11 protein-coding genes are annotated in these 14,373 nt (G+C 60.4%); 4 read left to right on the top strand and 7 right to left on the bottom strand.

All coding sequences use genetic code 11. The features are described 5' to 3' along the window. Positions 1–290 precede the first annotated feature (290 nt). The 3 genes from rho to ABNF92_RS08510 all read left to right on the top strand — a co-directional run bounded on the left by rho (position 291) and on the right by ABNF92_RS08510 (position 4,271). Positions 291–1,553 (top strand): transcription termination factor Rho, encoded by a 1,263-nt coding sequence (gene rho, locus ABNF92_RS08520; RefSeq protein ID WP_069184724.1) that lies wholly within the window; start codon positions 291–293, stop codon positions 1,551–1,553. 224 nt (positions 1,554–1,777) lie between these two features. Continuing rightward, positions 1,778–3,265, top strand: coding sequence for a 4-hydroxy-3-polyprenylbenzoate decarboxylase (gene ubiD, locus ABNF92_RS08515; RefSeq protein WP_291905725.1), 1,488 nt, complete (start codon positions 1,778–1,780; stop codon positions 3,263–3,265). Between the two features lies 1 nt (position 3,266). Continuing rightward, the gene (locus tag ABNF92_RS08510) at positions 3,267–4,271 is read left to right on the top strand and encodes a 2Fe-2S iron-sulfur cluster-binding protein (protein WP_349343903.1); all 1,005 of its coding nucleotides are present in this window, start codon (positions 3,267–3,269) and stop codon (positions 4,269–4,271) included. A gap of 1 nt (position 4,272) precedes the next feature. Here the strand turns inward: ABNF92_RS08510 and ABNF92_RS08505 are convergent, their stop codons facing one another. The 6 genes from ABNF92_RS08505 to ABNF92_RS08480 form a co-directional block, all read right to left on the bottom strand. Beyond that, positions 4,273–5,514: a heme biosynthesis HemY N-terminal domain-containing protein gene (locus ABNF92_RS08505; RefSeq protein WP_069184727.1), complete on the bottom strand. Its 1,242-nt coding sequence runs from the start codon at positions 5,512–5,514 to the stop codon at positions 4,273–4,275. Beyond that, positions 5,511–6,635, bottom strand: coding sequence for a uroporphyrinogen-III C-methyltransferase (locus ABNF92_RS08500; RefSeq protein ID WP_349343902.1), 1,125 nt, complete (start codon positions 6,633–6,635; stop codon positions 5,511–5,513). Before ABNF92_RS08500 ends, ABNF92_RS08505 begins: the two co-directional genes overlap by 4 nt. 8 nt (positions 6,636–6,643) lie before the next feature. Then, the gene (locus ABNF92_RS08495) at positions 6,644–7,453 is read right to left on the bottom strand and encodes a uroporphyrinogen-III synthase (protein WP_349343901.1); all 810 of its coding nucleotides are present in this window, start codon (positions 7,451–7,453) and stop codon (positions 6,644–6,646) included. Continuing rightward, positions 7,434–8,375, bottom strand: coding sequence for a hydroxymethylbilane synthase (gene hemC / locus ABNF92_RS08490; RefSeq protein WP_153637291.1), 942 nt, complete (start codon positions 8,373–8,375; stop codon positions 7,434–7,436). The genes ABNF92_RS08495 and hemC overlap by 20 nt, the downstream gene beginning before the upstream one ends. A 95-nt stretch (positions 8,376–8,470) precedes the next feature. Next, entirely contained in the window at positions 8,471–9,220 is a 750-nt protein-coding gene (locus tag ABNF92_RS08485; RefSeq protein WP_069184730.1) for a LytTR family DNA-binding domain-containing protein, read from the bottom strand. 29 nt (positions 9,221–9,249) lie between these two features. Continuing rightward, complete coding sequence (locus ABNF92_RS08480) at positions 9,250–10,290, bottom strand: sensor histidine kinase (protein ID WP_349343900.1); 1,041 nt, start codon at positions 10,288–10,290, stop codon at positions 9,250–9,252. Positions 10,291–10,409: 119 nt separating this feature from the next. On the opposite strand from ABNF92_RS08480, the gene argH reads away from it, so the two are divergent. After that, the gene (gene argH / locus ABNF92_RS08475; RefSeq protein ID WP_153634857.1) at positions 10,410–11,819 is read left to right on the top strand and encodes an argininosuccinate lyase; all 1,410 of its coding nucleotides are present in this window, start codon (positions 10,410–10,412) and stop codon (positions 11,817–11,819) included. 23 nt (positions 11,820–11,842) lie between these two features. Here the strand turns inward: argH and ABNF92_RS08470 are convergent, their stop codons facing one another. Beyond that, entirely contained in the window at positions 11,843–14,287 is a 2,445-nt protein-coding gene (locus ABNF92_RS08470) for an EAL domain-containing protein (RefSeq protein WP_349343899.1), read from the bottom strand. Between the last annotated feature and the right edge of the window lie 86 nt (positions 14,288–14,373).

Below are 14,373 nucleotides of genomic sequence, written 5' to 3'. Positions count from 1 at the left end.
AACCCATCAGGGGGAGGCGCCAAAGGCCTGTTGTGGCCGGTTTGGCGTGAAATTGCCGTTAATTTGTGCAGTGCACTTGACATTCGCCAGTCAGGTGGCCGATGATCGCTCTTGCCCGGCGAACGGTTGTTCCCACTCTCTGGCTAAAGTACCTTATTCCGGACTCCATCTACACCGGTTGCTCCAACTGGCCAGCACCAAGTTCAGCGTTTTACTACGATCAATACGTTCAGGGGCACCCCTGTCATTCCAATATTCGTTTAATTCCATTCCTGAAAATCCAACAAACTATGAATCTTACTGAACTCAAGCAGAAATCCGTGCCCGAATTGCTCGATATTGCGCAAGAGATGGGCCTCGATAACCTGGCTCGTTCGCGCAAACAGGATGTGATCTTCACCATTCTGAAGAAGCACGCAAAAAGCGGCGAAGACATCTACGGCGACGGCGTACTGGAAATTCTGCAGGACGGCTTCGGCTTCCTCCGTTCCGCCGATGCCTCCTACCTGGCAGGACCTGACGACATCTACGTGTCTCCCAGCCAGATCCGCCGTTTCAACCTGCGCACAGGCGATACGGTTGCCGGCAAGATTCGCCCGCCCAAAGACGGCGAGCGCTATTTTGCCTTGCTGAAGGTCAGCGAGATCAATTTCGACAAGCCGGACAACGCCCGCAGCAAGATTCTCTTCGAGAACCTCACGCCGCTGTTTCCGGACGAGCGCCTGAAGCTCGAGGCCGGTAATGGCAGCACCGAGGACCTCTCCTCCCGAGTACTGGATCTGGTGGCGCCGATCGGTAAAGGCCAGCGCGGCCTGATCGTGTCTCCGCCCAAGGCCGGTAAGACGCTGCTGATGCAGAGCATCGCCCAGTCCATCACACGCAACAATCCCGAGTGCCACGTGATGGTGCTGCTGATTGATGAGCGGCCCGAGGAAGTGACCGAGATGCAGCGCACCGTGCGCGGCGAAGTCATCGCCTCCACCTTCGACGAGCCGCCGGCCCGTCACGTTCAGGTGGCCGAAATGGTGATTGAAAAAGCCAAGCGTCTGGTCGAGCACAAGAAAGACGTGGTCATCCTGCTGGATTCCATCACCCGCCTGGCTCGTGCCTACAACACGGTAATCCCGTCATCTGGCAAGGTCCTGACCGGTGGTGTTGACGCCCACGCCCTGGAAAAGCCCAAGCGCTTCTTCGGTGCGGCCCGTAACGTAGAGGAAGGCGGAAGTCTGACTATTCTCGCCACGGCGCTGGTCAACACCGGTTCCAAGATGGACGAGGTGATCTACGAGGAGTTCAAGGGCACCGGCAACATGGAGATCCACCTGGATCGCAAGATTGCCGAGAAGCGGACTTATCCGGCTATCAACATCCGCAGCTCCGGCACCCGCCGCGAGGATTTGCTTATGAGCGAGGCGGATATCCAGCGGGTCTGGATCCTGCGCAAGCTCCTGCACTCCATGGACGATGACACCGCGGCTATCGAGTTCCTGCTGGACAAGCTCAAGGATACCAAGACCAACGACGAGTTCTTCCAGTCCATGAAGCGTCGTTGATGTCTCCCCTGTCAGAGCGCCTTGCGAATTACTGGTGATCTGCTGAACGAGGTGGGGACCTGCTTTCCCAGACTGTGTCTTGCCATGGATGGCAAGACCAAGCCCCCAGGGATGGGTTCAAGGCGTGTCTGGGAAAGCAGGTCCCCACCTTGTTCTAACTCCGAAAAAAGCAGTCCAGCGAACAAAGACCTCCGTAGTACTGGCATATCTGAACGGAGTACTTGATGAAATACAACGACCTGCGAGATTTCATTGACCAGTTGGAGAAGCTGGGCGAGCTGAAACGGATCAGCGTTGAGGTCGATCCCCACCTGGAAATGACCGAAATCTGCGACCGCACCCTGCGGGCAGGTGGTCCTGCGTTGTTGTTTGAGAATCCCAAGGGCTATGACATGCCGGTGCTGGCCAACCTGTTCGGAACACCGAAACGGGTGGCGCTGGGCATGGGGCAGGATAACGTCACAGCACTTCGGGATATCGGTAAGCTGCTGGCGTTTCTCAAGGAACCGGATCCTCCCAAGGGTTTCCGCGATGCCATCGAAAAATTGCCGCTGTTCCGGCAGGTGATGCGCATGAGTCCGAAGGTGCTGCGGTCTGCGCCCTGTCAGGACGTGGTGATCGAGAAAGACCAGGTGGACCTGTACCAGATTCCGGTTCAGCACTGCTGGCCCGGCGATGCCGGCCCCCTGGTGACCTGGCCACTGGTGATTACCCGTGGGCCCCATAAAGAACGCCAGAATCTGGGCATCTATCGGCAGCAGGTCATCGGCCGCAACCGTCTGATCATGCGCTGGCTGAGCCATCGCGGCGGCGCCCTGGATTTCCAGGAATTCCAGAAGGCCAATCCGGGGCAGCCCTATCCGGTTGCCGTGGCCCTCGGGGCCGACCCGGCGACCATTCTGGGCGCGGTAACTCCGGTGCCCGATACTCTGTCAGAGTATGCGTTTGCCGGGCTGCTTCGCGGCAGCCGGACTGAACTGGTGAAGGCAGGACTGAGCGATCTGCAGGTGCCAGCCAGCGCGGAGATTGTGCTGGAAGGTTTCATCTATCCGGACGACATGGCGCCGGAAGGGCCGTTTGGCGATCACACCGGTTATTACAACGAGGTGGACCACTTCCCGGTATTCACCGTAGAACGGGTCACCCATCGCAGGGATCCGATCTATCACAGCACCTATACCGGTCGCCCGCCGGATGAGCCGGCAATTCTCGGGGTGGCTCTGAACGAGGTGTTTATTCCGATTCTGCAGAAGCAGTTCCCGGAAATCGTGGATTTTTACCTGCCACCGGAAGGCTGTTCCTATCGCCTTGCAGTGGTGACCATGAAGAAACAGTACCCCGGCCATGCCAAACGGGTGATGATGGGCGTATGGTCGTTCCTGCGGCAGTTCATGTACACCAAGTTTGTGATTGTCACAGATGACGATGTGGATGCCCGTAACTGGGAAGACGTGATATGGGCGATTACCACCCGGATGGATCCCACCCGTGATACCACCCTGGTGGACAACACGCCCATCGATTATCTGGATTTTGCCTCGCCGGTCTCCGGCCTGGGTTCCAAGATGGGGATGGATGCCACCAACAAGTGGCCCGGTGAGACAACCCGTGAATGGGGTGAGCCCATCACCATGACGGATGACGTCAAAAAGCGCGTCGATGAGTTGTGGGATACCCTGGGCATTGAAAGTCCGGCATCCCGCCCCGACTGATATGGGCAGTGAACACAGGGCAGTGCGGATTTTGCCCTCTGGTATCGCTTTCACAGCAGCACCGGAGGCAGATTTGCTCAGCGCTGCCGCGCAGGCTGGCATTGCAGTGCCGGCGGCCTGCCGCAATGGGGTATGTGAAATCTGCGAGGCCCGATTGCTGGCCGGCAGCGTACTGAATACCCGAAACCAACAGATTATAGAGGTCGGCGAGCGCTTGATGATGTGCCGAAGCGTCGCGCTCACGGACCTGGAACTGGAGATATCCGCCGTTATGGCAGCTGGAAACAATCAGCCTGGCAAGTTTCAGGCAAAGGTCGTGGACGTACGTTCCATCAGTCACGATGTCTATCGCGTTGAGCTGCAGCTCCCGCGGCGTCGGGAACTGTCGTTTCACGCCGGGCAGTATCTATCGGTCAATCTACCGGATGCCGACCCCTGCTACTTTTCCATCGCCAGCAGCCCATCGGCACAGAACATCGAATTGCACATTCAGGCGACCCCGGAGTGGGTGTCGGCACAGAAAGTCATTGATGCCCTGACGTCGGGCGGTGAAGTGACGGTGGAACTCCCCCACGGCAAGGCATGCCTGGCTTCGGCGCCAACGAAACCTTTGCTGCTGGTGGCCGCGGGTACCGGTTTTGCCCAGATGAAAAGCCTGGTGGATTACCTGCGGGAGACTTCCTACGATCAGCCGGTCAAGCTCTACTGGGGAGTGCGCCGGCACGAGGATATGTACCTTCGCGCCCTGGCACAGCAGTGGCAGGAGGAGTGGCCCCGTTTCACGTTCCTGCCGGTGGTAGGGGACGATGAAGACAACGATTGGGCAGGCCATCACGACCAGCTGGTTCGGGCTGTTCTGGCTTCCGGAATGGACTGGAACAATGTCGAAGTCCATGCCAGCGGTTCGCCCACCATGGTGTACACCCTGATGGATGCGCTGGTGGATGCGGGTCTGCCTGAAGAGGCGTTCTTCTCTGACGTGCTGGAATACGCGCCAAGGACCTGAATCAGGCCCTTGGCATCGGCAGTTCCGGCAATCCGTTATCCTTGGCCAGTCCCTGCATAAGCAGTTTGACGCTGGCCTCTTCCTCGCCCATGTGGGCATTCAGGCGGCTCAGCTCAGCCAGAGCCTCCCGGCTGCGCTTCAGCCGCAGGCTGGTTTCGAAATATTCCCGGGCCTTGCCCCAGAGTTCGTTGCGCAGGCTCAGTCGGCCCAGCGCCAGCAGAAGCTCGGGGTTGTTCGGCCGGTCTTTCAGCCACTGTTCTGCCAGCAATAACTGTTCATCCGGCTTCTGGCCTTTTACCCGCCCATAGAGGTTGATCAGCTCGTCACTCCAGTGGTTGCGCAGCACCTTGCGCAACAGCGTTTCGGTCTGAACCTCGTCGCCAAGGCCGGCCAGCAGGCGGGCATAATCCCGAATAGTGTATTCGTCGCGGCGCAGGAAGCCCGGTAGTTCGTCCCAGAGGCGGGTTAGCGGTTCCAGCGACGCATCGGGGTCCTGTTGCTGCTGGCGCCGACAATCCTCGGCGGCACGCTCCAGCAGGTTGTGCCATACCTGACGCTCGAGATCATTGAGTTCGGCTTCCGACAGCACGCTGCGTTTGCGCAGCTCGGGCAGTAGCCGGGACAGTTCGCGCCAGTCCTCCAGGCGCAAATAGGTGTTTTTCAGCAGCTTGAGCACAAAGGGGTGATGGGGTGACTGTTTGCGCAGGCGAACCAGCGTGGCCAGGGCCTGCTCCAGCCGGTTGCCGGCCAGCTGCAGTTGGGCCTGGGTAATGCCAACCGCCATGTCGGAGCCGGGGGTGCTGTCGAAGGCTTTGCGCAATAATTCATCCACCGCCTCGTGATCACCGGATTCGAACGATGCCTGGGCCGCGGCCAGATAATTGATCAGGGGCGTATCGGCATGGCTGGCGGAGGATGTCAGCAGTTTCCGGGCTCTGGGCCAGTTGCCTTCGGCCAATGCCAGAAGCCCCTGGGTGGTCCGCCGCCGGGCGCGGCGTTCGTTGCCTCGGGCAATCCAGCCAGCTACCAGACCGGTACTGGTTCTGAGTCGGCGGATAAGGTTGATGGTCAGCACGGTCAGCACGATGAGGGCCACGATCAGGCCCAGCCCAACCCAGAAGTTGGTCTCAATCAGGTAATGGCCCAGGCTGATTCGGATGTAGCCCAGATCGTATTGCAACCCGAGGGACAGGCCGGTGCCTATCAGCAGCGCCAGCAGGATGATGAGTAACAGGCGAATCATGAATCGTCGCCTCCATTGCCACCGCCGGTATTATCCTCGCCATCTCCGTTGTTGGCGTTCAGGCGTCCGGCCAGCCGTTCCTTGAGGAGGTCCAGGGACTGACTGATGTCGGGCAGCTCGGGGTCCACGTTTTTCTGCGCCAGCTCGGCCAGGGTGTCACTCAGGGCTGCTACCCTGGGATTGCTGGCGTTGTACCAGTCATCAATGGTGGTCCGGGCTTTGGTCAGCGCCCGCTCATACAGGGGCTGATTGCCCCGCAGGACCGCCATCTCGGCCTCTTCCAGCATCAGCTGCAGGTTGAGGCGGGCATAGGCGCTCTGGTCCGGCGACAACAGGGGTTTTACCGGCTCATCCATGCGACGCACAACCACCACTTGCATCAGGGTGGCTTTCACCTTGTTCCAGGCCTGGAGAAGGGCACCCGGCTCGCCGCCGGCGTCAGCTTCCTGTTCCGCGCCGGCGTTAACAATAAAGCCGGGGGCGTTTTCGCTGATCAGAGCCTGGTCAGTGAGCTGGTGAATGCTGTCGATGGCGGCTTCCAGTTTCAGGTAAAGACCGGTCCGATCCACGCCGGTAAGGCCCTTGAGCGCCAGGATTTCACGGGCGAGCTGCTGGCGCACCGGATAAACACCAATGTCGTCGGATTCAGCCAGTACTTCATCGGCCGCTTCCAGGGCCGACATGGCGCCGCGAATGTCTTTTTCGATCATCAGTCGCTGATTGGCAATGCGCAGCAGGTATTCCGCCTCTGCCAGTAGCCAGTCTGTGCGTGTGCGGTTGCCGGCTTCCAGCAGTTCACGGGCGTTGTGGTCGATCTGGCGCTGCTGGGTGGCAATCAGCTCCCGCTGGCTTGCCAGTTTCTCTTCCAGGGACTGCAGACGCTGGCTCTGCTGGCTGCCGCGGTCGCCATATCGGTCTTCAAGCTGGGCGGTGTCCTGTTGCAGGCTCTGAAGTTTCTGCATCACGGCCTGGTGATTGTTCCACTGCTGCCAGCTCCAGAGGGTCAGGGCGACAGCGATAATCAGCGCAATAATGGCGACGAGCCCTATTGGCCAAAGTTTCTGGCGGGCGGGTGGTTCCTTGGAAACGGTTGCGGGCAGTTGATTCGTAGTGTCTGTCACGGGCGTCCTTACTTGGCTTTTCCGGAGCCACCGTCCCGGCCGGCAAGTTGCGCTGCAACCGTGGCCACGATGTCGTTATCGGCAAGGCTTCCTGGTATACACGGATTTGTGAATCCCGCGGCCCGGGCCTGTTCGGCAACCCGATCTGCGGGAACAATCAATAACCTATCGTATAGATTATGGCTGCTATTCGCACATAGTGCGATGAGATTGTTCAAGGTTTCTCCGGACAGGACGACGATGGCCTCCGGAGCAAAGGTGCCGAGAGTGGCCCGGATCTGCTCCGGCGAGTGGTCCGGGCGAAAGCGGCGATACAGAGGCAGGAGGGTGACCCTGGCGCCCCGGGATTCGAGTGTTTCCCGGATCAGTTCCCGGCCGGTTTCACCGCGGGCGAGCAAAACCCGTTCGCCTTCGAGGTTTTGCAGTGACGGAAGTGCCAGGAGCGCCTCGCTGGTCCAGCCCTCTGGCGGTCTGCGCGGACTGAGGCCGTGCTCGGCAAGCACCGATGCGGTGCCAGCGCCAACGCCATACCAGCGGATGCCCATGGGCAGCTGGGGCCACCAGGTGTCAACCTCCTCAAGCAGAAGGCGGGCGGCAAACGGGCTCACGGCGATCACATGGGAGAATTCATCCAGACTCAGGATAAGCGTCCGCCGCTCGGGTGTTTCCGGCAGAGGTTCCCGGTCAATCAGGGGCAGAATCTGTACGTCGGCCCCGGCGGAACGAAATCGGCTGGCCAGGCGCGAGGCCTCGGGTTCAGGCCGGCAGATCAGTATCCGCCGGCCGATCAGGTCAGGCTCAGGTTGGTGTGTGGCCATAGATTTCAGCCAGCACCTTGTCCGCTCCGAGAGCCAGGAGGTCCTCGGCCAGTTCCCGGCCCAGGCGCTCGCCTTCGGCCCTTGGTGCGCGGCCCTCGACCCGGAAGATCTGGGTGCCATCAACGGCGCCCACCAGGCCCCGCAGCCAGATCGTGTCATCATCCTCAAGCAGCGCATAGGCGGCGATTGGAACCTGGCAGCCGCCCTCAAGGCGACGGTTCAGGGCCCGCTCGGCAGTGACACGATCCCAGGTGTCTTTGTGCTTCAGGGGTTCAAGCATGGCCAGGAGTTCCTGATCATCCACCCGGCATTCGATCCCGAGCGCCCCCTGGCCGACCGCCGGCAGCGAGACGGTGTCCGGCAGGCAATACCGGATGCGCTCGTGAAAGCCCAGACGCTTCAGACCTGAGCTGGCCAGCACAATGGCTTCGTATTCGCCGGCATCAAGCTTGGCCAGCCGGGTGTTGACGTTGCCGCGCAACACGCGGATTTTCAGATCCGGGCGATAGGCCCTGAGTTGGGCCTCACGACGCAGGCTCGCCGTACCGACCACGGCACCCTCGGGCAGGGCGTCAACGTTGTCGTAGTGGTTGCTGACGAAAGCGTCGGTCGGGTCTTCGCGCTCACAGATCGCCACCAGTCCCAGGCCTTCCGGAAACTCCATGGGCACGTCTTTCATGGAGTGCACAGCCAGATCGGCGCGGCCGTCGAGCATGGCTTCTTCCAGTTCCTTGACGAACAGGCCCTTGCCGCCGATTTTGGCCAGTGGCACGTCCAGTATCTTGTCACCCTGGGTCTTGATCTTGACCAGTTCCACGGTGATGTTGTCGTGCAGCCTTTCCAGCTCGGCCTTGATGAATTCCGCCTGCCACAGCGCCAGTGCGCTGCTGCGGGTTGCAATGCGAAGGGTACGTTTGGACATGACACTCACTGTCGGTTCGAAAAAAATGTTCGCCAAGGTTACCTTGTGGCGGCAGAAAAGTCCCGTGGCGACTAACTCTGGGGAGCGCTACGGATTCAACCTGGCTGGTGTTCCTGAAGCCATTGGCGCACGTTGCTTGTATGGCGGCGGCTCACCGGCAGCTCGCCCTGACCATCCCTGAGCACGACCAGGTTGTGGCCATCCGGTGTCCGTTTCAGTGCCTGGATAAACCGGACACCCACCAGCGTGTTCCGATGGATTCGCAGCAGGGTGCTCGGGTAACTGTTTTCCAGCTCCTTCAGGGTATAGTCGCATACGGTTTCACCCCGAGTGTGGTGGATGGTGACGTACTTCTGATCCGCCTCGCAGTAGAGGATTTCCGACAGATCGATCAGCTCGGTGCCCCGGTGGGTGCGCACCGCCAGCTGCTCCTGGTTCTGTGCCGCCTGTCCGTTCAGGGCCTGCAGCTGTACCCGGTTGACCCTGCCGGCCCGGGCCAGGGCATCTGCCAAGGCCTCCTTGCGAACCGGTTTGAGCAGGTAGGCGATGGCCTGCACGTCAAACGCCTGGATGGCGTAATGGTCGTAGGCCGTGCAGAAAATCAGGGCAGGCGGATTGGCCAACTGGCTCAGGCGGCTGGCAGCCTCCATACCGTCCATGCCGGGCATTCGGATGTCCAGCAACAGTATATCCGGCTCAAGTTCCGCCACCTGTTTCAGAGAACTGTCACCGTCGGCAGCTTCGCCACAGACCCGATAACCCGGGAGCGCCTCCACCAACCGGCGGATGCGCTCGCGGGCCAGGGGTTCGTCATCGGCGATCAGGACACTGCGGGTATCAGGCATGACTGGTCTCAATTTCCTAGTTCATGAACTCATGTTTTTGGGGCTTTTTGTTCGCCGGCCTTTTGCCGGGGCAATCTCAGGGTAACGGTATACACGTCGTTCTGGTGGCTGTGTTTTAACACCGCCGGTTCGCCAAACAGCGCCCGGAGCCGGGACTGTATGTTGGCCAGCGCCATTCGGTTGCCCTCGTGTTGCCGGTTATTCTGGTCCGGCTTTGGATTCTGTACCAGCAGGTAGACAAACTCGCCTTTGGCCTGGGCTTCAATTCGCACGGTGCCACCTTCCGGCCGGGGCTGGATGCCGTGGTAGATGGCGTTTTCCACCAGCGGCTGCAGCGTGAGCGGGGGAATGGCCTGTTGCTCCAGACCCTCTTCAATCTGCCATTCCAGTTTCAGGCGGTCGCCCAGGCGCAGCGCCTCGATGGCCAGGTAGCGTTGGCACAGTGCCAGTTCCCTGGACAGCGGGATCAGCTGGTCGCCGGTGCGAAGGCTGGCGCGAAACAGTTCCGACAGATCCAGGACCGCCTCTTCCGCCCGTTCCGGGTTGGTGGCAATCAGGCTCGCAATGGTATTCATGCTGTTGAACAGGAAGTGGGGCTGAATGCGGGCCTGAAGCGATGCCAGATGCGCCTGCATTTCCGCTTCACGCTGCTGTTGCCACTGGTGCTGCAGGTAAAAATAACGCAGCACCATGAGCACGATCAGCAGTGCCAGCAGCATTTTTTTGGCCACTCCCTGCCACACGGCCACGCCATCCTGAGGGTGCAGTACGCTGTCGGCAAACAGGCTGAACGCCAGCACATCCAGCAAAACAATGGCAACAATGGTGGTTGTCGCCCCAGAGACGGACATTCGCGCCAGCCGTGCGCGCAGGAGGCAGATCAGGGCAGCACTGGTGAGGGTGGTCCACTGCACGAACAGCGACAACAGCCCGAAGTAATTCCAGTCAATCCAGCCCCGCTCCGCCTGCACTATGGCGAGCACCAGAACCAGCAGTTCACTGGTGACCAGCAACAGAAACACGGCCCTCACCCGGCACAGGTCCGGAACGAAGAACTCGCTCGCAGTCATGTCTTTGTCCCCGTTACGGGGTGTCTCCTTTACCCGGGTCAGAATGGTATACTCCCGCCACGTTCAATGTACCCAGTTCCCGCCAGATGATGCCGGGCTGTCAGCAGGAAAGATAGACCATGACGGATCAGAAAAAGTCTGACCAGACCACAAGCTCTGAAAAACCCTGGGGCGGACGCTTCAGTGAACCCACCGATGCTTTCGTTGAAAAATTTACCGCATCCGTGGGATTTGACCAGCGCCTGTACCATCACGACATCACCGGCTCCATTGCCCATGCCACCATGCTGGCCGAGGTTGGCGTGCTCACCAATGAGGAGCGGGACCAGATCATCGAGGGCCTGAACGGGGTCAAGGCAGATATCGAGGCCGGCAATTTCCAGTGGTCCGTGAGTCTGGAAGACGTGCACATGAACATCGAGGCACGCCTGACCGACCGTATTGGCATCACCGGCAAGAAACTCCACACCGGTCGCAGCCGTAACGACCAGGTGGCCACCGACATCCGTCTGTACCTGCGGGACGAAATCGATGTCATCGCCGAGGAACTGAAGCGCTTGCAAGCAGGCCTGCTGGACCTGGCCGAGCGCGAGGCGGATACCATCATGCCCGGCTTCACCCATCTGCAGACTGCCCAGCCGGTGACCTTCGGGCATCACCTGCTGGCCTGGTACGAGATGCTGGTGCGGGATGCCGAGCGCTTGCAGGACTGTCGCAAGCGGGTGAACGTAATGCCCCTGGGCGCGGCTGCGCTGGCTGGCACCACCTATCCCATTGATCGGGCAATGACTGCCCGGCTGCTTGGCTTTGACCGGCCCACCGAGAACAGCCTGGACTCCGTCAGCGACCGGGATTTCGCCATCGAGTTCTGTAGCTTTGCGGCGCTGCTGATGACGCATCTGTCACGGTTCAGCGAGGAATTGGTGCTTTGGACCTCTGCCCAGTTTGACTTCATTGACCTGCCGGACCGGTTCTGCACCGGCTCGTCCATCATGCCCCAGAAAAAGAACCCGGATGTGCCGGAACTGGTCCGGGGCAAGACCGGTCGGGTCAACGGCCATCTGATCAGTCTGTTGACGCTGATGAAGAGCCAGCCGCTTGCCTACAACAAGGACAATCAGGAAGACAAGGAACCGCTGTTCGACACCGTGGATACCGTGAAGGGCTGCCTGAAGGCCTATGCCGACATGATTCCGGCGATTCGCTCCAAGGCGGATAACATGCGGGTAGCGGCCAAGCGAGGCTTCTCCACCGCCACTGATCTGGCGGATTACCTGGTGAAGAAAGGCGTACCCTTCCGGGATGCCCATGAAATCGTGGGCAAGTCCGTGGCGTTCGGGGTGGCTGAAGGTCGCGACCTGTCCGATATGACCCTGGAAGAGCTGCAGCAGTTCTCCGATCATATTGGCGCTGATGTCTTTGATGTGCTCACCCTGGAAGGCTCGGTCCAGGCCCGTGACCATCTGGGTGGTACTGCCCCGGACCAGGTGCGCGCGGCGGTCGGCCGGGCCCGTGCTCAACTGGGCTGAAGCATTTCCCCGGGGCGGAACGGCTAGCCGCCGATTCGCCCCGTTGTCAGGTCCACTGCCGCGGGTGTGAGTTCGTCAAGCGGTTGTGGGCGGAACAGCCGGTACCCCTGACCGTAATGTATGCCCAGGGTCCGGACCTTGCGCAGGGCGTCGTCGCTCTCGATAAAAGTGGCCACGGTGATCTTGCCGGCGGCCTCGGCAATCCGGTGCAGGGCTTCAAGCATCACCTGTTGCACCGGGTCCTCCTCCAGCTGCTGAACCATTCTCCGATCCAGTTTGATGATATCCACCGGCAATCTGGCGGCCAGGCTGTAGCTCTCGACGGAAGCCCCTGCGCCGTCCAGGGCGACACGGAAACCGGCCCGATGCAATGCGTCGCACAGGACGGCCACGTCATCGGGGTACTGGGTGGCGTGGGCTTCCCTGATTTCCAGGCAGAAACAGCCGGGGTCGAACGCTGAATCACTGAGCACATCGGCCATAAAATCCGCGAAGGTATCGTCCAGAACGCTGGCCAGGGACAGGTTGAAGCCGCAGTACTTCAATCGTGGTTCGAGCAACGGCTGGTTGCCCAGCCAATCCAGGGTTTGTCGGATCACCTGGCGATCCAGTCGTTTGGCCAGGTCAAAACGTTCCGCGATCGGCAGGAAGTCGTCGGGCTTCAGTGCTGCTTCATTGTCTGCGGTCGTCGGAATCCGGCAAAGGATCTCAATATGGTCGCCCCAGGTGGGGCTGGCCACCGGTCGCATTGCCTGATATTCGAGAATCAGGTTGTGATTATCCAGCGCGTCGCGGATCTGCTCGACCCGTTTGCTAGCAGTGGATTCGTCGGTCTGGTGGACAATGGCCCTGGCGGCGTGCACCCGGTTTCGCCCGGATGTCTTGGCGGTATGGCACAGATCGGCTGCCTGGCTCAGAAGCTGCTCGGGGTCTCCGGGGAGGTCGCCGTCCAGAATCAGAAGACCGCCTGAAGCGGTGGTCTGGAGCTTGTGTCCCTGCCAGTCGAAAACAAAGTCGCCGATCAGATTGAGGGTTTCCTGGGCGATCTTGCGGGCCCGGGCTTCCGGACAGTTCTCGATCAGAAGTGCGAAGGTGTCGCCGGCAAGTCGAGCCAGGGCATCGCGCTGGCGCACCCGTACGCCCAGGTTTCCGGCCAGTTCCCGGAGATAGCGGTCACAGGTTCCGCTGCCGGCCAGATCGTTGAAACGCTCGAATTCGTCAAGATCCAGGTAGAGCAGACTGTCGCAGGATTCCCGATGGGTCTTCTGCTCCAGGGTTCTCAGCAATCGGGCGATGAATGCCTTGCGGTTCATCAGGCCGGTAACCGGATCGTGGCGTATCCGGTATTCCTCGCTGGAGGCATGATTCAGCTTGGGCTCTATGCGACGGGCCACGTGCACGGCGCCGGTGACGTCGCCCTGGTCGTTGGTCAGGCGCTGGTAGTGGAATTCATGCACCGGCAACTCACGGGATTGCTGGGCCATGGGCATCTCAACCACAAAGCTGTCGCGTTCGAAGGCCCGGTGCCAGAGCCGCTCCATCAGCCTTCGTTCGTTCGGGAACTCGTTCAGAAGGTCGCTCAGATTATCGCCCACTTCGGGGTGCCGGCCGAAGGTCTCGTAAAACTGTCTGGCCCAGGGGGTATTGAAATGGAGCAGGTTGAACGAAGCATCGACGGCGACAACCAGATCCGGGGTGGCGCTGGTGGTGGCAGCAAGCATGGTGTTCGCATGCTGGCGGGCTTTGTCGAGTTGCATGTCGGCGGTCCGGTCCACCAGGGTGCCGCCGAGCCGTGGAATCCTGCCACCCTGCTTCAGTGCCCGACAACTGAGCGTCACCCGCCGCTGGTTCTGCCGCGAGGTGACGATATCAAGATCGAGGGAAAACGCCTCTCCCGTGCGGAGGCAGCGACGGAACATGGCTCGCACCCGGGGCTGTCCGGTCTGGCAGTAGAACAGCGCCTGCTCGGGCGTGATCTCGGCGCCAGGTCTCAGTTCGAGAAGCTGGAACATACCCTCGGTCCAGGTCATTTCATTGCTTCGAGTGTCCAGTTCCCAGATCCCGAAACCGGCACTGCTCTCGGCGGCCCGCAACAGCCGGGAATCCCTGTTGGAGCTGTCGCACAGGGTTATCGTGGCGCTGGCTGCCTTGTCGGAGTCTCGCATGTCCAGCCGCAGGGTTAGACTGGCGGTATAGAAAAAGCCCTCCTTGTGCCGGAAGGTCACCAGGACATTCTGGCCTCTCTCGATTCGATGGCGGTTGGCGGGTGCGAAGGGATCGTCCTGGCGTGACGCCAGTATGCGGTGCACCGGCTGCCCCTCCAGTTCGCTGGCGTCATAGCCGAGCACCGCCTCGGCCTGATGGTCGGCGAACAGCACTTTGCCTTCATCGTCGATACGTAAAACAGTCTGGCGCTCAGACGCCGGGGACTGTTCCGATCGGTAGCGGCGGATGATGAATTCTTTCACAGCGGATGAGCCTCGCGCGTTCTCCAGCTTTTATTTTTCTAAAGGTTTTGCCACGATGCCGACATCATACTCATACTGATGCTGAA

Origin of the sequence: Marinobacter sp. MMG032, from assembly GCF_040112695.1 — a bacterium.
Taxonomy (GTDB): domain Bacteria; phylum Pseudomonadota; class Gammaproteobacteria; order Pseudomonadales; family Oleiphilaceae; genus Marinobacter; species Marinobacter salsuginis.
Note: the sequence above shows the minus strand (reverse complement) of the source record. Positions and strands in the feature narration are given on the sequence as shown.